Source organism: Mycobacterium sp. Dal123C01, assembly GCF_052566995.1.
On the sequence record NZ_CP199580.1, the window covers coordinates 2,868,887 to 2,890,785 of the forward strand.

Consider the following 21,899-nt stretch of genomic DNA (forward strand, 5'->3'; position numbering starts at 1 on the left):
GTGGTTACCGGCTGAACCGTCCGGCCAGGTACTCGGCCCGGCACGCATTGCGGGCGAGTTTGCCGCTGGTGGTGCGGGGAATGGCGCCGGCGGCGACGAGCCGGATCTCGGCGACCCGGACCTGATGATTGCGGGCGATTGCTGCCCGCACGGTCGCGGCGATTGCGTCCGGGTCTGCGCGCCCGACACCTGCGGCACGTTCGGCGACGACCACAAGCTGCTCGCGGGATTCGCTGTCCGGAACCGAAAATGCGGCCACGTAGCCGGTCCGGATCGCGGGCGAAGCATGACTGACGGTGGTCTCGATGTCGTGCGGGTAGTGGTTGCGGCCATCGATGATGACGAGGTCTTTTATCCGTCCCGTCAGGTACAGCTCGTCGTCGATGTAGACGCCGAGATCGCCGGTGGCCAACCAGTAGCAGTTGTCCGGGGCGCCCTCGGCGTGGCTGTCCTGCTCGGTCCGAGACTGCAGCTTGTTGCCGAATGTGCGTTGTGATTCTTCCTCGCGGCCGAAGTATCCGCGGGCGATGTTGTTGCCGTGCAGCCAGATTTCCCCGACGGCGCCGTCGGGCACCTCGGCACCGTCCGGGCTGGCGATCACCGCCCAGACATCCCGGAAAGGCTGGCCGCAGGAGACATAGGCGACCGCACCGTCGGCGTCCGGCTCGACGATCACCGCGTGTCCGGCGGCGAGTTGAACACGGTCGAGGAACACCGCGTGGGCCGCCGCGTCCGGGGCGGTCATGGCCACTCCCAGTGTCGCTTCGGCCATCCCGTAAGCCGGTTTGACCGCCGTCGCGGGTAGGCCGTAGGGGGCGAACGTCTTGGTGAATTTCTCGATGGCCGACATGGTCACCGGCTCCGAGCCGTTGAGCAGCCCGACGACGTTGTGTAGGTCAATGGTGGCGGCTTCCGGGGGCAGCCCCCGCTCGGCGGTCAAGTCGTACGCGAAATTGGGCGCGGCCGCAAATGTCGGGCCGTTGCTGGCTTCCGCGCTCAGTTCCTTGATCCACCGGAAGGGCCGACGGACGAACGCCATCGGATCCAGCAGCGTGAGGTATTCGCCACCGCACAACGCCGGGAACATGATCATGATCAGTCCCATGTCGTGGTAGAGCGGCAACCAGCTGACGCTGTGGGTGTTTCGGTGCAGGTTGGCGCCCAGGATCATCTGCAGCACATTGGTGACCACAGCGCGGTGCGTGACCTCCACGCCGGCCGGGCTGCGCGTCGACCCGGACGTGTACTGCAGATACGCAGTATCGTCCGTGGCGATGGTGGGCTCGGCGAACATCGAGGCCAGCGATGCCGGGATCGCGTCGACCGCGATCAATCGCGGCCGCCCGGTCACCGGATGCGCCCGCAGCGATTGCCGCACGGACTCGGCCGCGGCGGTGTTCGTCAGCACCACGGCGGGCTGGGCGTCGCCCAACACCGCCGTCAACCGCTCGGTGTGCCCGGCCAGTGTTGGCGCAAACAGCGGGACCGCGATATTGCCCGCATGGACCGCGGCGAAGAAAGAGGCCACGTAGTCCAGACCATGTGGTGCCAAGATCGCCACCCGGTCCCCGGGCTTGGCGACTTGCTGGAGGCGGGCGCCGATCGCACGGACCTTGGTCCACAGGTCATTCCAGCTCAGTTCGACGACGCGCCCGTCCTGCTCTTTCGCGTAGTCGATGAACCGGTACGACGGACGGTCGCCGAATGCTGCCCGGTTTTGGTCGAAGAACGACGTGAGCGTCAAACCATCGGGCAAGGCAATGGTGCCGTCGTCGAGAACATAATCATTTACGTCAGCCGCTAGGGGCTGAACAGCGTCAATCGACAAATGGGGCCGACCCATGTAACTGAGAATAGGAGTGGTACTAAACGTTTTGCATCACCGGGTGGGTGTGTCGCCCAGCACGTTAAATATTGATGCGATGTAGATCACATCGGACCGTCACAATGGTTAGCGGATTTAACGAAAAGGCGGCGCCGAGCCGGCTCGCTGAGCGGGAAATATATCTTGGCGCGACACGCGCCTCGGGACGGCGTTGCGGCCGCGTACGTCGGCCCGGCGCTGGCTTTCCCCGGGGCCGCGAGTGCGGTACCGGATTTCAGCCGCGACGGGCTGCTTCTTGAACCAGCTGCATGCGCGACGTGAGCCCGAGCTTGGCGTAGACGTGCGTGAGATGGGTTTGAACCGTGCGCGGGGAGATGAAAAGCCGGCTGCCGATGTCCTTGTTGCCGAGTCCCTCGCTGACGAGGCGGACCACATCGCGCTCGGTCGGGGTCATCGAGGCCCAACCTGTCGACGGTCGTTTGCGTTCGCCGCGGCCGCGCTGGGCGTAGGCGATGGCTTCGTCGGTGGACAGCGCCATGCCGGCGTTCCACGCCAGGTCGAATTGTTCGTCGCTCAACGCTTTGTGGGTTATTTCCACCGATGCCGCGTGTTGTGCCTCGTATATCTGAAAACGGACGATTCCGGTTCGTTGACGGATCGTGTGCGCGGCAGCAAATAGCCTCACCGCTTCGAGATGGTTGCCAGCGCCGTGAGCAAGGCCGCCGAGACACTCCAGCAGGTCTGGGACGAATAAATGGGCCCGTATCTCGGCGGCACGTGTCAGCGCGTCGTGGGCATCGCGTTCGGCTTGACCGGTTTCGTTTTCTGCCAACGCGACGCGCGCCCGGGTGGCCAGCGCCTGCACCATGAACCAGCCCGCCGCGGCGGAGACGTCCTCATCGGCGAACCGGCGTGCCGCCGTCAGATCGCCACGAGCCAGCGCGACCTGCGCCCAGGATTTGGCAGTAGTGGTCGCAAGCCGGGGCAACATCCCCACCAATCGCTCGCGCGCCGCCTCGCTGGCGTCGCGGGCAGCGTCGACACCGCCACCGGCCAGCTCCGCGACGGCGAGCGCCGCGTACACGACACCTTCCTGGTACCGGCCTATTTCGGCGGCGCCGTCGAGCGCCTCAAGGGCAAGTGCGCGACCCTCGTCTGCTCGTCCGCTGTGTGCCAGCACGTGGCACAGCAGCGACCGCGCATTGACCTGCCAGATCAGCGCGTGCGCCCCGTCGGCTTCCGTCGTCAACTCGCGGAACTGCGCCTCTGCCACGGCGATATCTCCGAGCACCCAGTGTGCTGCGCCCAGACACCATCGGCACCCCCGCGAGTAGCCCCGGTCGCCGATCTCGTCGGCGAGCTCACAGCCCTCCTTCGCGGTCGCGATGCAGGTGTCGACATCACCCGCGCCCATCGCCGCGGCGAACGCCTGGCTGTAGAGGATCTGGCTCAGCCGCCACCGATCGCCAATCGCTCGGGCCAAGTCGGCTGCCTCCGACAAGTACGGCCCGGCTACTTTGGCGTCCCAACCGGCGACGCGGCCGCAAGCGGTGAGAGTCCGCGCCAGCAGCGCGGGATCGTCGACCTCGCGCGCGATCGCCAGCGAACGTTGTGCTCGCGCCATGCTTTTCGCGTCGCGCATGTTGCCGAGGAATGCTTTATCGGCCAGCGCGCGCGCCAGCGCCCCAGGTGTCACTTCGGCGTCCGCGATCTCAGCCTCGGCGAGACCGATGTCGAGCCAGTCCGACCCCTCCTTGAGGCAGCCCCGTGTCAGCCACAGCGGCTGCAGGGACGTGGCGAGCTGCAATGCGCTATCGATGTTGGAGTTCTCCCGGCTCCACGCGAACGCGGCACGCAGATTGTCTATTTCGGCCTCTGCATGGTCGAGCAGCAGCTCCAAGCTGGTGGTAGCCGGACCGTCCAGTGCCGTGGCCATTGCGGTGTAGTGATCACGGTGCCGGTTCCGGACAACGACGGCCTCAGCGGATTCGCCGAGCTTCTCCTGCGAATATTGGCGAATTGTTTCCAGCAGTCGGTATCGGGTTGGGCCCCCGGCTGTTTCGGCGACCACCAGCGATTTGTCAACGAGCAGGGCTAGTACATCGAGCACCTGGTGGGGCGCTAGATCCTTGTCGCAAACGACCCTTTGGCAGGCTTCGAGGTCGAACCCGCCCGAGAAAGCGGCCAGCCGGCGGAACAGAATCCGCTCGGGCTCGGTCAACAATGCGTGTGACCAGTCCACTGACGCCTGCAACGTCTGTTGACGACGCACCGCGGTTCGCGATCCTCCGGTCAGCAACCGGAACCGGTCTTGCAGGCCGGCGAGAATCTCCTGTGGCGACAACGCGCGTACCCGCGCCGCTGCCAACTCGATCGCCAGCGGCATGCCGTCTAACCGACGGCAGATCTCGGCTACCGTGGCCGCATTGTCATCAGTGACGCTGACGCCGGGCCGCGCGTGGCCGGCCCGGTCGCTGAACAATCGGATGGCGTCGCTCGTCAGTGCCAAGGACGGCACCCGCCAGGTCACCTCGCCCGCCACTCCGATCGGCTCGCGACTGGTCGCCAATACCGTCAGCTGAGGACAGGCGCTTAACATCGCCGCGATCAGCGACGCGCTGGCATCCAGCAGATGCTCGCAGTTATCCAACATCATCAATATCTGCCGCCCGCCGATGAACTGCAGCAGGCGGTTCTCCTGGGAACTTCCCGGCTGATCCGGCAGACCCAGCGCCCGGGCCGCGGTGATCGGCACCAGGTCGGGGTCGGTGATCGGCGCCAGGTCCACAGCCCACGCTCCGTCGCCGTAGTTTTCCGCGACTGCCCCCGCGACCTCCACCGCCAGCCGGGTCTTGCCTACGCCGCCAGCACCTGTCAACGTCACCAACCGGTTCTGCGTGAGAATGCCGCGCACTTCGACGATCTCCGAGTCGCGTCCCACAAAGCTGGTGAGCTGCACGGGAAGATGTTGGGCGACAATGGGTTCGCGCATCCGAAGCGGCGGAAATTCGTTGCAGAGGTCGGGGTGACACAGTTGCACAACACGCTCGGGACGGGGGAGATCCCGCAGTGGATGCGTGCCCAGATCGCTCAGCCATACGTCGTCGGCGAGCGTGTCGGCGACCAGGTCGCTGGTGGTGCCCGACAGCACCGTCTGGCCGCCATGCGCGAGTTCACGCAGCCGCGCGGTCCGATTGATGGCCGGCCCGACATAGTTGCTCTCGTCTCGCAGCTGCACCTCGCCGGTGTGCACGCCGATCCGTAGCTGCAACGGTGCCAAAGGCGCCCGCTGCAGCGCGAGCGCGCATGCCACCGCGTTGGACGCTCGGCTGAACGCGATGACGAAGCTGTCGCCTTCACCTTGCTCGACCGGACGCACACCATGGTGCAGGCTCACCAGTTCGGCAAGCGTTCGATCCAGGTTCGCGATCGCCGTGGTCATCGCTTCGGGCTCGGATTCCCACAATTGGGTCGAACCCTCGACGTCGGCCAACAACAGCGTCACGGTCCCACTGGGCACCGGATCGCTCATGGCTTCATCGCTCCAGTCCAACGGCGGGACGTACGCCCGTGGATCGATTTCGCTCATGTTAGCCAGCATGCGGCGACCGCACGCCGCAAACATCGGCGCTTGCGCGTATTTTTCGGCCGGGCCACGACCCGCGTAGCCTCGTCGGCCACGCGTCAGTACTGAGAGGACCCCTGGTCGACCCGGATCTGGGCCGCGGTGACCTTACGCGACTCGTCGCTGGCCAGCCAGCACACGGTGTCGGCGATCTCTTCCGGCTCGGCCACCCAATCGGGCAGAAACGGCGTGAGAACGTGCGAGAGCTGGGGGTTGGTTGCCGTGGCCCTGGCCACCGCCTCGACCATGTCGCCGGAGCCCATCGGGGTATTCACCGGGCCGGGGTGGACGCTGTTGACCCGGATCGAGTGTTTGCCCAATTCGGCGGCGAAGGCCCGGGTCAGCCCGGTGACGGCGTGCTTACTGGCGGTGTAGTGCACCATGAACGGCTGCATTTTCACCCCGGCCGCCGAGCTGATCAGGATGATCGAGCCGCCGCGGCCCCCTTCGATGATCTTGTCGGCGCCGGCCATCACGGTGTTCCAGGTGCCCGTCACGTTGATGTCCATCACGTCGCGAAAGGATTCGGGCGTGATCTCGTTCCAGGCCTGGGGAGCGGCGACGCCGGCATTGGCCACGATGATGTCGAGGCGCCCCAGTGTGGCGACGCCGTCGTCGACGGCCTTGCGGAGTGCATCCAGGTCGCGTGTGTCGACGACGGAGGCGAGGATCCGGCGGTTTGTGTCTTCGACCAGGCGAACGGTTTCGGCAAGATCCTCTTCGGTCGCCGGATCGTAGGGAACGCAGGCCGGGAGCTTCGCGGCAATGTCGACGGCGATGATGTCGGCGCCCTCCTGGGCCATGCGGACCGCGTGCGCGCGACCCTGGCCGCGTGCCGCCCCGGTGATCAGGGCGACTCGTCCCTCGAGCTTGCCGGTCATCAGCGCTCCTTCGTAGTGGTAGCTCGTTGTGCCGCCTTGACCAGGTTCGAACCGATGATCAAGCGCTGGATCTCGCTGGTGCCCTCATACAACCGCAGCAGGCGCACGTCGCGGTAGATGCGTTCGACGGCGACGCCTCGCATATAACCACTGCCGCCGTGGATCTGGACCGCGAGATCTGCGACCTTGCCGGCCATTTCGGTGCAGAAGACCTTGGCGGCCGACGGCGCGATCCTGCGATCCTCGCCTGAGACCCACAGCCGTGCGGCTTCGCGCACCAGCGCACGGCCGGCCATGACCCCGGTCTGCTGGTCGGCGAGCATCGCCTGCACCAACTGGAAGTTCCCGATCGCCGTACCACCCTGGGTTGCGGTCGCGGCATACGCGACGGACTCGTCAAGTGCGCGCGCCGCTACGCCCACTGCCAACGCGGCGATGTGGACCCGTCCGCGCGCCAACGAGGTCATCGCGGCCCGGTAGCCGACGTCTTCGCTGCCTCCGACGAGTGCATCGGATCCGACGCGGACGTCGGTGAAGCTGACGTCGGCCGTCCACGCTCCCTCCTGGCCCATCTTGGCGTCCTTGGCGCCCACCTCGACGCCTGCGGAATCCGCGGGAACCAGGAAGACGGCGATCCCCGGGCCCTGGTCGTCGGCGGGCCGGGTGCGCGCGAACACCACGAACAGATCGGCGACGGGTGCGTTGGTGATGAAGCGTTTCTGGCCGGAGATCACCCAATCGTCGTTGTCCCGAACGGCTTTGGTCCGCAAGCCGGCAGGGTTCGATCCGGCGCCGGCTTCGGTCAGGGCGAAGGAGGCGACGACGTCGCCGGACGCGATCGCCTCCAGCCAGCGGGACTTCTGTTCATCGGTGCCGAACCCGACCAGAACCTGTCCGGCGATGCCGTTGTTGGTGCCGAACATCGAACGCAACGCCAGCGATGTGTAGCCCAACTCCATCGCCAGCTCGACGTCTTGCATGAGGTTGACCCCGAGGCCGCCCCATTCCTGGGGAATCGCGTAGCCGAACAGGCCCATCTTCTTGGCTTCGTCGCGGAGGTCGTCGGGGACCCGATCCTCGTCGAGAATCTCCTGCTCGCGGGGGACGACCGCGGTGCGGACGAATTGCCTTGTCTGAGCAAGGATTTCGCGGAAGTCCTCGTCCGAGACTGCGGCGGATTCGGCGGTGGTCATTGGCTCCACACTCCTCTCCCGACGGCGGACACCCCGGTCCAGAGCAGGATCCTATATCAAATATGATATCTGGCTTGGGGGTGCCCGATGGTTGCGCTAACAGTGAAGGATGTGTGATTCAGGTGTCGTTGTTGACAGGTCAGACCGCGGTGATCACAGGCGGAGGGCAAGGGCTGGGTCTGGCCATCGCGGAGCGGTTTGTCGCCGAGGGTGCGCGAGTGGTGCTCGGCGACGTCAATCTCGAGGCGACCCAGGTCGTGGCCAAGGAGCTCGGCGGTGATGACGTCGCGGTAGCGGTCCGGTGCGACGTCACGCAGGCCTCCGACGTGGAAACCCTGATCCAGACCGCGGTCGAGCACTTCGGCGGCCTGGACATCATGGTCAACAACGCCGGCATCACCCGCGACGCCACGATGCGCAAGATGACCGAGGAGCAGTTCGATCAGGTCATCGACGTGCATCTGAAGGGGACCTGGAACGGGACCCGGCTGGCCGCAGCGATCATGCGGGAAAACAAGCGGGGCGCAATCATCAACATGTCCTCGGTGTCGGGGAAGGTCGGCATGGTCGGCCAGACCAACTACTCGGCGGCCAAGGCCGGCATCGTCGGCATGACCAAGGCGGCCGCCAAAGAGCTGGCCTACCTGGGTGTGCGGGTGAACGCGATCGCCCCCGGTTTGATCCGCTCTGCGATGACGGAAGCCATGCCGCAACGCATTTGGGACTCGAAGGTCGCCGAGGTGCCGATGGGCCGGGCCGGCGAGCCCAGCGAGGTCGCCAGCGTGGCGCTGTTCCTGGCGTCGGACCTGTCGTCGTATATGACCGGCACCGTCATGGAAATCACCGGCGGCCGGCATCTCTGAGATGGGCAACGCAACGCGTGAAGCCGTCATCTGTGAACCCGTCCGGACGCCGATCGGCCGCTACGGCGGAATGTTCAAGTCGCGCAGCGCCGTCGACCTCGGCGTCACCGCGCTGAAAGGGCTGCTCGAGCGAACCGGTCTGGCGCCCGACGCCGTGCAAGACGTCATTCTGGGCCACTGCTATCCCAACAGCGATGCCCCGGCGGTCGGGCGCGTGGTGGCGTTGGATGCCGGCTTGCCGGTGACGGTTCCCGGCATGCAGGTCGACCGCCGCTGCGGGTCGGGGCTGCAGGCAGTCATCCAAGCATGCCTGCAGGTCGGCAATGGGGACCATGACCTCGTCGTGGCCGGTGGTTGCGAAAGCATGAGCAACGTCGCCTTCTACTCCACCGATATGCGTTGGGGCGGCGCCCGCGACGGTGTGCGGGTACACGACGGGCTGGCGCGGGGACGTGCGACTGCCGGCGGCCGCCACTACCCGGTTCCGGGTGGGATGCTCGAGACCGCCGAGAACTTGCGCCGCCAGTACGGCATTTCACGCCAGGAGCAAGACGAGCTTGCGGTGCGATCGCATCAGCGCGCCGTTGCCGCGCAGAAGGATGGCGTTCTGGCCGAGGAGATCATTCCCGTGATCGTCCGGAACCGACAGGGCGAGGAACTCATCGACACCGATGAGCATCCACGCGCCGACACGTCGGTGGAGTCGCTGAGCAAGCTCAAACCGGTTCTGCTGGCTGATGATCCGGAGGCGACGGTCACGGCGGGTAACGCCAGCGGGCAGAACGACGCCGCATCCATGTGTGTGGTGACCACCGCGGAGAAAGCGGCCGAATACGGCCTGACACCGCTCGTCCGGATGGTGTCCTGGGGACTGGCGGGGGTGGCGCCCAACATCATGGGTATCGGCCCGGTACCCGCAACCCAAGCCGCGCTGGCCAAAGCCGGATTGCAACTGTCCGATATTGACCTCATCGAACTCAACGAAGCCTTTGCCGCCCAAGCACTTGCGGTGACGCGCGAGTGGAATTTCGGGGCCGCCGACTTCGACCGAACCAACGTGCACGGCTCGGGAATCTCGCTCGGACATCCGGTCGGCGCGACCGGCGGTCGGATGCTGGCCAGCTTGGCCCGTGAGCTCAATCGTCGCCAGGCGCGCTACGGGTTGGAGACCATGTGCATCGGCGGCGGCCAAGGGCTAGCCGCAATTTTCGAACGGGTCGCCCAGACATGAGCAGCCCCGGGTTGCCGCTGAGCGGTCTCACCGTTGTCGAGGTGTCCAGTTTCGTGGCCGCGCCGCTGTGCGGTGTGACCCTGAATCAGCTCGGCGCACAGGTGATCCGTATCGATCCGATCGGCGGCGCCTCGGACGTGAAGCGGTGGCCGCTGGCCGCCGACGGCACGTCGATTTACTGGACCGGGCTGAACAAGGGGAAGCGCTCGGCCACGATCGATGTCCGCTCGGCCGAGGGGCAAGAACTGGTCCGGCGACTGGTCGTGGAGGGCGACGGCATTGTCGTGACCAATGCGGTGTTGCCCTGGCTGGGTCATGATGTGTTGGCCGCCAAGCGTTCCGATGTCATCCACGTGCAGCTGCTCGGGCGCGGCGACGGATCCACCGGGGTCGACTACACCGTGAACGCGGCCATCGGATATCCACTGGTGACCGGTCCGGCCAACCATGCCGGCCCGATCAACCATGTGCTGCCCGCCTGGGATGTCTGCTGCGGCCTGTATGCGGCGCTGGCCGTTGTCTCTGCGGTGCACCGGCGTGAGCGGTCCGGGGCGGGCGCTCGGGTCACCCTCGCACTAGAGGACGTCGCGCTGGCCACGGCCGGAAATCTGGGATTGTTGACCGAGCCCCAGGTGAATGGGACCCAGCGAGAGCGGCTGGGCAACACCATCTACGGCCAGTATGGCCAGGACTTCACCAGTTCCGACGGGGTGGCCTTCATGGTGGTCATATTGACTCCCAGGCATTTTCGCGACATGGTCGACGTGACCGGCACCGGCTCCGCGGTGGCCGCGCTGGCCGAGGCGCTGGGCGTGGACTTCAATGACGAAGGCGACCGGTACCGGTACCGGGACGTGCTGTCCGGTCTGTTCGCCGCCTGGTTCGCCGAGCATACGGCCGAACAGGTCACCGCGGCGCTGTCGAGCACCACCGTGCTGTTCGAGCGATACCGCACCTTTGCGGAGGTTGTCCAAGACCCGAAAGTGACTGACAATCCGCTGTTTTCCCGGCTGAACCAACCGGGTATCGGCGATTATCTGGCCGCCGGCCTGCCGGCCGCGTTCGACGGGGTCCACCCCGCTAGCGCGGCCGCGCCGGCGCTGGGCCAGGACACTGCCGACGTCCTCACCGAAAATCTAGGCTTGACCGCCGCGGACATCGCGCGTTTGACCGACACCAAAACGATCGCCTGAAGGGACCACGCATGACAAAACTCGCCCAGACCCTCGGGCTGACCGAATTCCAGACCGAGATTATCGCTACGGTAAGGCAATTCGTCGAGAAGGAAGTCATTCCCCACGCGGCCGAGCTCGAACGCACCGACACCTACCCGCAGGAGATCGTCGATCAGATGCGGGAGATGGGCCTGTTCGGGTTGATGATTCCGCAGGAGTACGGCGGACTGGGGGAGTCGCTGTTGACCTACGCGCTGTGTGTCGAGGAGCTGGCGCGGGGCTGGATGAGCGTATCCGGGGTGCTCAATACCCATTTCATCGTGGCGTACATGCTGCGCCAGCACGGCACCGACGAGCAGAAGCAGCGGTTCCTGCCCCGGATGGCGGCCGGTGAGACGCGCGGCGCCTTTTCGATGTCGGAGCCGGAGCTGGGTTCCGATGTGGCCGCGATTCGCACGCGGGCCCGCCGCAATTCCGACGGCACGTACACCATCGATGGCCAGAAGATGTGGCTGACCAACGGCGCCACCTCGACGCTGGTGGCGGTACTGGTGCGCACGGACGAAGGCTCGGACAAACCGCACCGCAACCTGACCGCGTTCCTCGTCGAGAAGCCGGTCGGTTTCGGCGAAGTCGTTGCCGGCCTGCATATTCCGGGCAAGATCGACAAGCTGGGCTACAAGGGCATCGAAACCACCGAGATGATCTTCGACGGCTACCAGGCCGGTGCCGATGACGTTCTCGGCGGCACCACCGGGCAGGGCTTCTTCCAGATGATGGACGGCATCGAGGTCGGCCGGGTCAACGTGTCGGCGCGCGCTTGTGGAGTCGGGCTACGTGCTTTCGAACTCGCGGTGCGCTACGCGCAACAACGCGAAACCTTCGGTAAGCCGATCGCCGAACACCAGGCCATCGCGTTTCAGTTGGCCGAGATGGCGACCAAAGTCGAAGCGGCACACCTGATGATGGTCAACGCGGCGCGGCTGAAGGATTCGGGCGAGCGTAACGACGTCGCTGCCGGCATGGCCAAATACCTGTGCAGCGAATACTGCACCGAGGTCACTCAGCAGAGCTTCCGAATCCACGGCGGCTACGGCTATTCCAAGGAATATGAAATCGAGCGGCTGATGCGTGATGCGCCGTTCCTGCTGATCGGTGAGGGAACCAGCGAAATTCAGAAGTCCATCATCAGCAAGCGACTGCTCGCCGAGTATCAGGTGTGAGGCGATGAGCGTTCCGGATTTCGCTGCGCGGCCTCAACTTTTTGAGGACGTCGCGCGATTGATCCGCGGGCGGATATTCGATGGCAGCTACGCCGCGGGGTCCTACGTGCGTCTGGACCAATTGGCCGCGGAGTTGGGGATCAGTGTCACGCCGGTGCGAGAGGCGCTGTTCGCGCTGCGCTCAGAAGGCCTGATCGCTCAGCAGCCCCGCCGCGGCTTCGTGGTGTTGCCGGTCACCGGGCGAGACGTCACCGACGTCGCGAATGTGCAGGCTCATGTCGGTGGGGAACTGGCCGCGCGGGCCGCGGTCAACGTCACCCACGATCAGCTGCACGAGCTCAAGGAAATTCAGGCCCAGTTGGAGGAGGCCTATGCCGGCGATGACCACGAGCGGACCGTTCGGCTGAACCATGAGTTCCACCGCGCCATCAATGTCGCGGCGGACTCGCCAAAGCTTGCCCAGCTGATGCTGCAGATTACCCGTTACGCTCCCGAGTCGGTCTTTCCGACGATTGAGGGCTGGCCTGGTCAGTCGATCGAGGATCACCGGCGGATCCTGGCTGCGCTCGAGATACATGACGATGTGCTGGCCCGCGCCGCGATGTCCGAACATCTTGCGGCGGGCGCCGTTCCGTTGATCGATCACCTTGTTGCTCGTGGCGTGGTGGCAGATACGGATCGCCCTCGGCCTCGGTGAGCCCGACGCGGGTTGTTCCGCGACCGACCTGGGCATACGCTGCTTTCAGGGTGGCGACAGTCTGGAGAAGAACATGCGCCGAACACTTCCCGCATTGGCCGTATCCGTTGCTGGCATGACGGCGATCGCGTTCGCGTCTCCAGCCAGTGCCGATCTGTTGGACCCGATTCCGGGGAACGGTGTCTTTGTCGTCGGGCCTGACGTGGCGCCGGGCCTTTACCGCACGGGTGGGTCCGCGTCGACCTTTGGGGTTTGGATCAACAATGTGCCGACCCAGAGCTCGATGTGCGCATGGTTCACCTACAGCACGCCCGATGCGAACAAGGAGCATGTACTCCAGACGAATATCTCTGTCGGACCGATGTTCGCGAATATCAACACAAGCGTTAAGGCCTTCGAGTCACAAAACTGTCAACCCTGGACCCGGGTCCCCTAGGACGATTGGCTGACGAGCATCTCGCGCAGCCGATGGATGTCGACCTTGCCGGTACCACCGCGTGGAACGTCATCGTCGGAATCCAGCAATAGCCACACCGTCGGAACCTTGAAGGCACTCAGCAGAGCCCGCGCGCGGCCGCGCAGCTGCTCGGCCGTCAGCGCGGCGTTGCCGCACACCACCGCCGCGCCCACCCGCTCGCCCGCGGCGCCCGGCACCTTGGTGACGAAGGCGTTGTCGATACCGTCGATCGTGCGTAGCGCCCGCTCGACCTCACTGGGGTAGACGGTCGCGCCGCTGACTTTGAACATGTCGTCGGATCGCCCGTGGTAGAACAGGAATCCGTCCTCGTCGAGGTGGCCCAGGTCGCCGGTCGGATAAAAACCGTCGGCGGTGAACAGCTCCTCGCGGCTGCGACCGCAAATGCCGCGCAGCGTGTGCGGTCCGCGGATGTGGATCATGCCGGCGGCGCCCGCTGCCACGGGCTCGCCGCTGTCGGAGTCGACGATGCGAACTTCCATGCCTGCGAACGGCTTTCCGCAACTGCCCCATGTCGTCGCGGGCATGTCGGAATCGGCGGGGTAGCCGCAGTACGGACCGAACGCCTCGGTCATGCCGAACAGCGTGGCCCGCGCCCCGGGCGCGGCCCGCTGCTCGGGCGGCAGCAGGGCTTCCAGGCTGCCAGGTTGCAGTGCCGAGAGATCAGCGCCGACCGAGCTCGCGTGCCGCGCCAGTGCCTCGGCCTGATCGGGCCAGCCGCGGAACAGGGTGACCCGTTCGCGCTCTAGCAGTCGCAGGGTGGTTTCGGGCCGAGGGATTTCTTCGGTCACCAGGGTGGCGCCGGCCAGCAGGGCCGACAGTATTCCGCTGCCGAAACCGCCCACCCAGAAGAACGGCATCGGCAGGTACAGACGGGTTTCGGAGGTGATGCAACGTGCCGCGAGACCCGCTTGCACCGCACCTAACGCATTGCCGTGGGAGTGCACGACTCCCTTGGGCGCTCCGCTGCTGCCCGAGGTGAACATGATGACCAGCGGGTCGGCGGCGGTGACCGTGTCGGTCATCGTGTCGATGATCTGCCGGGCCCGATCGGTCGCAGCGGCGCTATCGAGCTGTTCGATCGACCAAACCTGGCGTAAGGCAGGAAGTTCGGGTTGCCGCATGGCCTTCAGGTCGTCGAGATAGCGATGGCCGCGGAACTCCTCGACGCTCACCAGGAACTGCACGGCCGCGACTCGCAGCTGCGCGACGAGTTCGCCGGCCTGCAGCAGCGTGCTCAGGGGTACCAGGACAGCGCCGATGCGGGTCAGTGCGATGGCGACCTGCACCCAGCGGGTGCTGTTGGGCATGATCAATCCCACCCGGGTGCCCTTGCTCACGCCGGCTTCGACGAATACCGCAGCCAATTCGCTTGTGGTCAAGTCGAGTTCGCGGTAGCTGAGGCGGGAGGTGGGATCGATCACCATCGGTGTGTCCCCGTCGTGGTCGGCTCGAAACCGCACCAGTTGGTCGATGGTGCGTGCGCTCGGGTCAGGCATCGAAGAGCTTCCGCAGGCGCCGCGTGTCGACCTTGCCGCTGGACAACAGCGGCACGTCGGCGCGGGACAGGGTGATGAACCGCTTGGGAATCTTGTACACGGACAATTCGGTTTTGAGTCGTTCGCCCAACGCCTCGTCGTCGAACGCCGTGGCGCCCTCCGGCCGGACCAGAACCGCGGCAACGAGTTGCCCACGCCTGGCGTCCGGGATGCCGATGACGTAAGCCGGTGCTCCGCCGGTGACCTTGGTGATGGCCTGCTCCACCTCCGCCGCCGAGACATTGGCGCCTGCCGTTTTGATCATCGCGCTGAGCCGGCCGACGAAATAGACGAATCCGTCGGCATCGGTGCGCACCAAATCGCCGGTGTGGAACCAGCCGTCCGCATCAAAGCACTCTTCGCGACTGCGCTTGTAATAGCACTGCATCAGGTAAGGCCCGCGGATGCACAGTTCGCCGACCTCTCCGACGCCAACTCGTTCCCTCGTGTCGCGGTCGATGATCCTCGTCTCGAATCCGGGTGCGGGCTTGCCGAATGATCCGCGCCGCGCTTCGGGCTGGTCGGACTCGTCTTCGGCGATCAGCACGACGCTGCCGGCTTCGGTCATCCCGAGCATGTTGTGCCGCAGCTCTGGGTCGGCCGGCCGGGTATCGGGGGCCATGATCGGGTAGAGGTTGCCGCGCCGCATCGACGACAAATCACGCGCGGCGTAGCTCGGGTCGTCGGCCAGGTGAGCGATCCCTGCAGCGAACCCGTTTGTCATGGTGGGCTTTTCGGCTTCCAACAGATCGAGCGTCGCCCCCGTATCGGTGGCGTTGGAGCACACCAACGTCGACCCGGCCACCAAGGTGGCGAGCAGGCCGAACGCGAACCCACCGATCCAGAAGAACGGCGAATTGCAGAACAGCCTGTCCGCCGCGGTCAAACCGCGGATCTCGTTGAGGTTCTGCTGATGTCCGAGCAGGGCGGCATGTGTGTGCACTACGCCCTTGGGGGTGCTGGTGGATCCCGACGTGTAGACGATCGCCAGCGGGTCACACCCGTAGACGTCGTCTTCCATCGCCTGCAGCAGCTCCGGGTCGATGGTGTCGGCTCGTCGGTACACCGTCTCGTGAGTGATCACCACGTGGCGCAGTTGTGGGGCGGCCGCACAAAACAGCCGGGAATCGAGGTCGGCGCCCGGAAGAACCTCGGACAGTCGCTGCACGTAGTCATGGGAGCGGAAAGACGCGACGGACAAAAGGATTTCGACGTCGCTATCGAGCAGTTGCTCGCGGATTTCGCGGGCGGTGGCGAAGGTGGAAAACGGGATCACCACGGCGCCGATTCGTGCGGCCGCCAGCATGGCGACGACGAACTGGGTGCCGTTGGGGTAGAGCAGCCCCACGTGGGTGCCCTTGCCGGCACCAAGGGCGATCAGTCCACGGGCAAGCTCCGCTGACCGGAAGTCGGCCTCGGCGTAGCTGATGCGGTCCGCGTCGCAGACGAGAAGAGGATGGTCTTCGCGCGAGCGGGCTTGATGTCGCAGGATCTCGGCGACCGTGGAATCACCGGGCATGGTCGCTGTCGACAGCGGACTCTTCGAAGAGGCGTCGGATCTCGTTCAGGTCGGCTTTGCCCGACGGGGTGCGGGGGATCGTGCCGACGATCGCGATCTCGGTGGGAATCTCGTAGCGAGCCAATCGTGTTCGCAGGTACTCCAGCAACGTGTCGGTATCGGTGGCGGCGGACTCGCGCAGTTCCACCAAGGCGACCGGCGTCTCACCGAGGCGTGCGTCGGGTCGCCCGACCACAGCCGCGCCCGCCACCGCGGGATGTCTCTCCAGCGCGACACGGACATCGTCGGGCATGACCTTGAACCCACCGCGAATGATCGCCTGATCGGCCCGCCCGACGATCCAGAGAAAGCCGTCCGCGTCGATGCGTGCCAAATCGGTGGTCCGCATCCACTGCGCCGATCGCCCCAGCTGTCCCGGCTTGACCTCGAGCAGCCCAACCTGGTCCGGCCCGAGCTGCGTGCCGGCGTCGTCGACCACCCGCAACTGCGCACCGGTGTTGGCCCGCCCGACGCTACCGCGTTTGGCGGTCCAATACTTCTGGTAGTCGGTCAGGGTCCAGCCGGCCACACCGCCACCGAATTCTGTTGCGGCGTACGAGGTGAGAACGGGTACACCATATTTTTCGGTGAAGGCGTCGGCGTCGTCGGCCGACAGCGGGGCCGTGCCGCAGGTGACGGCGCGGATGCTGTCCAGATCGGCTCGCGACAGGTCGGAGTGCAACACCGTCCGCAATGCGGCCGGCACCAACGACACCGCGCGGGGCCGGTGCTTGCGCACCGCCTGAGCCCACACGTTGAGCTCGAAGCGTTCCAGCAGCACAAAGGATCGCGCCTCGGCGACGCACTGCAGCACCCGGAAGACGCCGCCGATGTGCACCAGCGGTGAGTTCACGATCGCGACACCGGGTCGCAGCTCTTGAGGCCGCGGCGCGTGATCTGGATCAGGACCCATCACGCTGCGCGCCAACATATCGTAGCTGAGGTCAATTCGCTTGGGCGGACCCGTCGTTCCGCTGGTCAGCATGCGCACCGCGACTTCGGGTGCGGCAACGGGACCGCTGCCGGGTCGCACCGACTCGCTGGGCTCATCCAGACAACCCGAAATCGACAGGGTCGGCGTTCCGGGGGCCACCAGCGTCGCCAGATCGTCGGGCTCACCGACCACCACGGGCAGTCGCAGTGCGGCGATATCGGCCCGGGTGCGCTCGTCGCCGCGCGACGGGTTGATGGTGACCACGGTCCCGCCGGCCAGCAGCACCCCCAGGAATGCCGCCACCTGGCCCGGCCGGTTGCGCAGCAGCATCCCGACCGCAGGATCGTCGCCGCGTCCGGCAGTCAACGACGCCATGTGCCGTGCCGCCTCGCCCACCTGTCCCCACGAGAGCCATCGACCGTCGTACTCGATCGCGGGTGCGCCCGGCTGCAGATCCAGCACGTCGGCGATGCGTTGACTCAGTGGATGATCGGCCATCAGCGGATCTTTGGTTCGCTCCTGGCACCCTTGCCGTCGGAGCCTTGCTGCGCCGCCAGTTCGGCGGTGCCCAGCGGGTTGCCCAGCCGCGTGTAGATCAGGCCCTGATCCAAGGCGGCACGGTAGGGCTTGTCGAGCGACTCCCAGATCGCCTTGACGGTGCCCTGGGTCGCCGACGGCGGCTTGGCCGCGATCGCGGCGGCAATCTCGTGGGCACGGCCCCACAGCTGGTCGGCAGCGACCACCTCGGACACCAACCCGATCCGCAACGCGCTGTCAGCGCCCACCCGTTCGTCGTTGCCCATCAGGGCGATACGCAACGTTTCGCCCAGGCCGATGCGGCGCATCAGACCGATCGGCTCCAGCGCGCAGACCAGGCCTGCCGACACGTGTGAATCGAAAAACGTTGCATCGGTGGAGCAGATGACGACATCGGACTCGTTGATGAAGTAGAACGCGCCCGCGGTACACATACCCTGAACGGCGCACACCACCGGCTTCCACATCTTCTGCCACTTGGGGCTGAGTAATTCACCGGGATCCTCGTGATTCCACACGTTTTCGGGCTGCCCGTACGGCGTCTTGATGTCCAGGCCCGCGCTGAACGCCCGGCCGCCGGCTGCCCGCAGCACCACCGCATGCACCGACTCGTCGAGTTTGACGGTGCGCCAGGCTTGGGCTATCTCCTCACACATCGTGCGGTTGAACGCGTTCAGCTGCTCGGGACGATTCAGCGTGATGGTCGCGACGTGGTCGTCCGCGTCGACGTCGAGGAGAATGGTTTCGAAATCGGCTGACTTCACTGGCATTTCCAATTCGGTTTCCGCTTTTCCACAAAGGCCTTGGGGCCTTCCTGCGCGTCTTGCGTTCGCAGTACCCGCTCACGGAAGGTTTCGGCCATTATTTCGGCCTCGTGCAGGGGCACGTTCAGGCCCTTGAGAATCGCCAACCGGGTTCCCCGAACCGCCAGCGGCGCATTGGAGTTGACGATATCGGCGATCTCGCGAGCCCGGTCCAGGAGGCGGTCGTGCTCGACGACCTCGCTGATCAATCCGAGGTCGTAGGCGCGTTGTGCGCTCATCCGCTCGTGCTTGCCCATCAACGCCATCCGCAGGGCGATCGAGCGGGGCAACACCCGCGCCACCCGCACCAATTCACGTCCGGCCACCAGCCCGATGCTGACGTGCGGATCGAAGAAGGTCGCCTGCTCGGATGCGATGACGATGTCGGTCGTGGTGACCCAATCCATGCCCGCGCCGCAGCACAATCCGTTGACCGCGGTCAACACCGGCTTGGCCATGGTGCGAAACGGCGGTGTGCCCTCCTGCGGGGCCTCCCACTGGTCGTAGGTCGACAGGTAGGGCCGCTCGTAGATCACCTTGCCGTCCTCGGGAATGGCTTTGACATCCGCCCCCGTGCAGAATGCGCGGCCGGTGCCGGTGACGATGAGCAGCCATACCTTGTCGTCGTTTTCGGCCTCGTCGTAGGCGGTCCGAAGCTCGGTGACCATGTGCGGACTCAGCGCGTTGAGGGCGTCGGGACGGTTGAGTGTGATGGTGGCGGTATGCCCGTCGACCTCGTAGTTGATGGTGTCGAACGAGTCAGCAGGCATCCGTGTTCCCTTCGTATAGCGCCCGGCGCGACCGAAAGCCGATCCGGTCAGCGTCCATCGAATTTCGGCGTGCGCCGTTGCCGAAAGGCTTCCAGGCCTTCCTTGAAATCGCTTGTCCGACAGGATAGTTCCAGGTTGAACAGTTCCTGGGTCAGGGACTGGTTCAGTGACGCGTGCTGGCCGTAGTTCAGGGCTTGCTTGGCCATCCCGATCGCGACCGTTGGCCCGTCGGCCAGTCGCGCCAGCAGTTGCTCGGCCGTATCGTCGAGTTCGGCCGGGCCGACGGTCTGGTGAATCAACCCCCAGTCGGCCGCGTCGGTCCCGCTGACTTTCTCACCCAGCAGCAGCATCCGCCGGGCTCGTGCCACCCCGATCAGCCGGGGGAGCAGCCAGGTAGCACCCGAATCCGGGCTGAATCCGCGGTCGATGAACGGCTCCCAGAACACGGCATCGGTGGCAGCCACGGCAAAGTCGGCGGCCAGGGCGAGATTGCAACCCATCCCCACTGCCCAGCCCCGCACGGTGCAGACCACCGGGAGCTGGATGTCGTGTACGAGTTCGATCAACCGGTGGGCGGCGTGCGGAATCCGGCGCACCAGATCACCGGTGCGCGGGCGTTGTCCGGTTCCGCTGTTGGTGGCGACCCAGTCGGCCCCGGAGCAGAAGTCTTCGCCGGCCCCGCGGAGGTGAATCGCGCGCAACGAGTCGTCGGCGGCGGCCTCGGTCAGCGCACGGATCAATGTCTCGATCATTAAGTGGGTCAACGAATTACGCCGCTGCGGACGATCAAGCGTGAGTCGCAGAATCGCCCCATCCCGGCGTGCTGTCACCGAACCCTCGGCGTCGGCCGCATCGGTGTTGTGACTCACCGTCGAATCCGGCCTTTCTCAGCGATACGGGAACCCATACAGTAGGCAATACGATTGATACGCTGTATAAGTTATCAAGGAAACGCTGCCGACGGAACAACCGGGTGAAACCCGGTGGAAGTAGGGTCGCATGGCCGAGGGCGCACCGACGCGCACCGATGACGCGAAATTCGGCGAGACGCCCCTGGCCCAGACCGTGGCGGCCGCCGCTGCCATGAGGCGCCTGAGCTCATTGCTGCTGTCGCTCGAACAGCCGCACCCGACGGTGGACGCCATGCTGGCGAAGTTCGACGAATGGGAAAGCGAGCTAGCGCCCGCGGCTCCGCGGGACAACGCACCCCGGATTGGCGAGCTCGACAACGATCCGCGCCGGGTTTATCTCAACCACGCCACCGATATCGGTTCCTACAACCCGTCCTTTCCCGAATACTCCTTCGATTACCTCGACGCTGACAAGGCCGAAGGTCGGGTCGTCTTCCCGCTGGTCTACGAAGGACCGCCGGGACTGGTACACGGCGGCTTTCTCGCCGTCTTTTTCGATTGTGTGATCCAGCACCACAGTTGCGTCATGGGGCTGTCCGGGAAGACGCGGTCGCTCGCCGTGTCCTTCCGGCGGCCGACGCCGGTGCTGACCGAGCTGCGCTTCGACATTGTCCGGCGCCACGTCGAGCGGGGCATCGCGTCGACGGCGCGGCTGCTGCTCGACGACGAGGTGCTGTGCACCGGCGAGGTCAACACGCTGGCGTCGCAGCCGGACAAGCTGACCGGATACACCTTCGGGAGGCGTCGAAAGGAGTCCGCTACATGACTGCCTCGAACGACGATCGGGTGCTTTTCGAGGTCGATCCCGCCCGGCGAATCGCGACGATCACACTGAACAATCCCAAGCAACGCAACTCCTATGACGCCACCATGCGCGAGGCCGTCGGTCGCTGCCTGGATATTGTGGCCGACGACGACGATTTGACGGTGGTGCTGCTGCGCGGGGCCGAGGGAGTCTTTTCCACCGGGGCCGACATGAACAACGCATACGGCTGGTACGGCGACAAGACCAAGGTGCCCGATGACGCGGCCAAGCGCCGGCCCAGTCAGCGCAGACGACTCACCGTGGACCGCAAGTCATTTGGCTTCTATCACAACTTCATGGGTTTCCCGAAGGTGACGGTGGGGGAGATCTCCGGCTACGCCCTGGGTGGTGGCTTCGAGATGGCGCTGATGACCGACATCTCGGTGATCGCACGCGATACGAAGATCGGCATGCCGGCCACGCGCTTCCTGGGGCCAGCGCTTGGCAGCCTGCACATGTTCTTCCATCGGTTGGGACCGGTTATGGCCCGGCGCCTGCTGCTGACCGGTGACGTCATCGAAGCGGGCGAGATCGAGCATCTTGGAATCTTCACCGAGACATGCGATCCCGGCGCGGTCACCGCGCGCGCCCGGTACTGGGCCGAGAAGGCCGCGAAGATGCCTGCCGACGGGGTCGTCATCGCCAAGGAAGCATTCCGCCTCGTCGAACAGACCCAGGCCTACCACGGCGAGGAAGTCGCGAGCTATCTCTTCCACGCATATGGCACGAACCTGCAATTCGGGCCAGAGGAGTTCAACTTCGTCAAAACCCGTGCACAGCATGGCACCAAGGAAGCGTTCCGGCTACGTGACGAGCACTTCCATGTGCCGGAACCTGAAGCCTAACAACCAGATC

General features: G+C 65.5%; 18 protein-coding genes. 8 read left to right on the forward strand and 10 right to left on the reverse strand.

Features of this window, described 5'->3' with window-relative positions:
• Positions 1-4: 4 nt before the first annotated feature.
• From ACTXG5_RS13750 to ACTXG5_RS13765, 4 genes are all read right to left on the reverse strand, one after another.
• On the reverse strand, positions 5-1,843 hold the full coding sequence (locus ACTXG5_RS13750) for a fatty acyl-AMP ligase (RefSeq protein WP_445164152.1): 1,839 nt from the start codon (positions 1,841-1,843) through the stop codon (positions 5-7).
• 256 nt (positions 1,844-2,099) lie between these two features.
• Complete coding sequence (locus tag ACTXG5_RS13755; RefSeq protein ID WP_445164153.1) at positions 2,100-5,414, reverse strand: LuxR C-terminal-related transcriptional regulator; 3,315 nt, start codon at positions 5,412-5,414, stop codon at positions 2,100-2,102.
• Positions 5,415-5,509: 95 nt separating this feature from the next.
• A complete protein-coding gene (locus ACTXG5_RS13760) occupies positions 5,510-6,331 on the reverse strand; it encodes a mycofactocin-coupled SDR family oxidoreductase (protein WP_445164154.1) in 822 nt (273 codons plus the stop codon).
• Positions 6,331-7,524 carry an acyl-CoA dehydrogenase family protein gene (locus tag ACTXG5_RS13765; RefSeq protein ID WP_445164155.1) on the reverse strand — a complete coding sequence of 398 codons (1,194 nt, stop codon included), beginning with the start codon at positions 7,522-7,524 and terminating at the stop codon, positions 6,331-6,333. The genes ACTXG5_RS13760 and ACTXG5_RS13765 overlap by 1 nt, the downstream gene beginning before the upstream one ends.
• A 113-nt stretch (positions 7,525-7,637) precedes the next feature.
• Between ACTXG5_RS13765 and fabG the strand changes: the two genes are divergently transcribed.
• The 6 genes from fabG to ACTXG5_RS13795 all read left to right on the forward strand — a co-directional run bounded on the left by fabG (position 7,638) and on the right by ACTXG5_RS13795 (position 13,149).
• Complete coding sequence (gene fabG, locus ACTXG5_RS13770) at positions 7,638-8,387, forward strand: 3-oxoacyl-ACP reductase FabG (RefSeq protein WP_445164156.1); 750 nt, start codon at positions 7,638-7,640, stop codon at positions 8,385-8,387.
• A 1-nt stretch (position 8,388) separates the two neighbouring features.
• Positions 8,389-9,618 carry an acetyl-CoA C-acetyltransferase gene (locus ACTXG5_RS13775; RefSeq protein ID WP_445164157.1) on the forward strand — a complete coding sequence of 410 codons (1,230 nt, stop codon included), beginning with the start codon at positions 8,389-8,391 and terminating at the stop codon, positions 9,616-9,618.
• Positions 9,615-10,811: a CoA transferase gene (locus tag ACTXG5_RS13780; RefSeq protein ID WP_445164158.1), complete on the forward strand. Its 1,197-nt coding sequence runs from the start codon at positions 9,615-9,617 to the stop codon at positions 10,809-10,811. Before ACTXG5_RS13775 ends, ACTXG5_RS13780 begins: the two co-directional genes overlap by 4 nt.
• Before the next feature lie 11 nt (positions 10,812-10,822).
• A complete protein-coding gene (locus tag ACTXG5_RS13785) occupies positions 10,823-12,016 on the forward strand; it encodes an acyl-CoA dehydrogenase family protein (protein ID WP_445164159.1) in 1,194 nt (397 codons plus the stop codon).
• A gap of 4 nt (positions 12,017-12,020) precedes the next feature.
• Positions 12,021-12,713, forward strand: coding sequence for a GntR family transcriptional regulator (locus ACTXG5_RS13790; protein ID WP_445164160.1), 693 nt, complete (start codon positions 12,021-12,023; stop codon positions 12,711-12,713).
• 73 nt (positions 12,714-12,786) lie between these two features.
• A complete protein-coding gene (locus tag ACTXG5_RS13795; protein ID WP_445164411.1) occupies positions 12,787-13,149 on the forward strand; it encodes a hypothetical protein in 363 nt (120 codons plus the stop codon).
• Here ACTXG5_RS13795 and ACTXG5_RS13800 read toward each other — a convergent pair.
• The 6 genes from ACTXG5_RS13800 to ACTXG5_RS13825 are packed head-to-tail and all read right to left on the reverse strand — an operon-like array spanning position 13,146 to position 20,197.
• Positions 13,146-14,687, reverse strand: a complete 1,542-nt coding sequence (locus ACTXG5_RS13800) for a class I adenylate-forming enzyme family protein (protein WP_445164161.1) — start codon at positions 14,685-14,687, stop codon at positions 13,146-13,148. The two genes, ACTXG5_RS13795 and ACTXG5_RS13800, sit on opposite strands and share 4 nt — an antisense overlap.
• Positions 14,680-16,245 (reverse strand): class I adenylate-forming enzyme family protein, encoded by a 1,566-nt coding sequence (locus tag ACTXG5_RS13805; RefSeq protein ID WP_445164162.1) that lies wholly within the window; start codon positions 16,243-16,245, stop codon positions 14,680-14,682. Before ACTXG5_RS13805 ends, ACTXG5_RS13800 begins: the two co-directional genes overlap by 8 nt.
• Entirely contained in the window at positions 16,235-17,716 is a 1,482-nt protein-coding gene (locus ACTXG5_RS13810) for a class I adenylate-forming enzyme family protein (RefSeq protein ID WP_445164163.1), read from the reverse strand. The genes ACTXG5_RS13805 and ACTXG5_RS13810 overlap by 11 nt, the downstream gene beginning before the upstream one ends.
• A complete protein-coding gene (locus ACTXG5_RS13815) occupies positions 17,716-18,525 on the reverse strand; it encodes an enoyl-CoA hydratase/isomerase family protein (protein WP_445164164.1) in 810 nt (269 codons plus the stop codon). The genes ACTXG5_RS13810 and ACTXG5_RS13815 overlap by 1 nt, the downstream gene beginning before the upstream one ends.
• Complete coding sequence (locus ACTXG5_RS13820; protein ID WP_445164165.1) at positions 18,516-19,328, reverse strand: enoyl-CoA hydratase/isomerase family protein; 813 nt, start codon at positions 19,326-19,328, stop codon at positions 18,516-18,518. The genes ACTXG5_RS13815 and ACTXG5_RS13820 overlap by 10 nt, the downstream gene beginning before the upstream one ends.
• A 47-nt stretch (positions 19,329-19,375) precedes the next feature.
• Complete coding sequence (locus tag ACTXG5_RS13825) at positions 19,376-20,197, reverse strand: enoyl-CoA hydratase/isomerase family protein (protein WP_445164166.1); 822 nt, start codon at positions 20,195-20,197, stop codon at positions 19,376-19,378.
• 130 nt (positions 20,198-20,327) lie between these two features.
• Here ACTXG5_RS13825 and ACTXG5_RS13830 point away from each other — a divergent pair, with 130 nt between their 5' ends.
• Both ACTXG5_RS13830 and ACTXG5_RS13835 read left to right on the forward strand, forming a co-directional pair.
• Positions 20,328-21,005, forward strand: coding sequence for a hypothetical protein (locus ACTXG5_RS13830; protein WP_445164167.1), 678 nt, complete (start codon positions 20,328-20,330; stop codon positions 21,003-21,005).
• Positions 21,002-21,889: an enoyl-CoA hydratase/isomerase family protein gene (locus ACTXG5_RS13835; RefSeq protein ID WP_445164168.1), complete on the forward strand. Its 888-nt coding sequence runs from the start codon at positions 21,002-21,004 to the stop codon at positions 21,887-21,889. The genes ACTXG5_RS13830 and ACTXG5_RS13835 overlap by 4 nt, the downstream gene beginning before the upstream one ends.
• Positions 21,890-21,899: the final 10 nt, after the last annotated feature.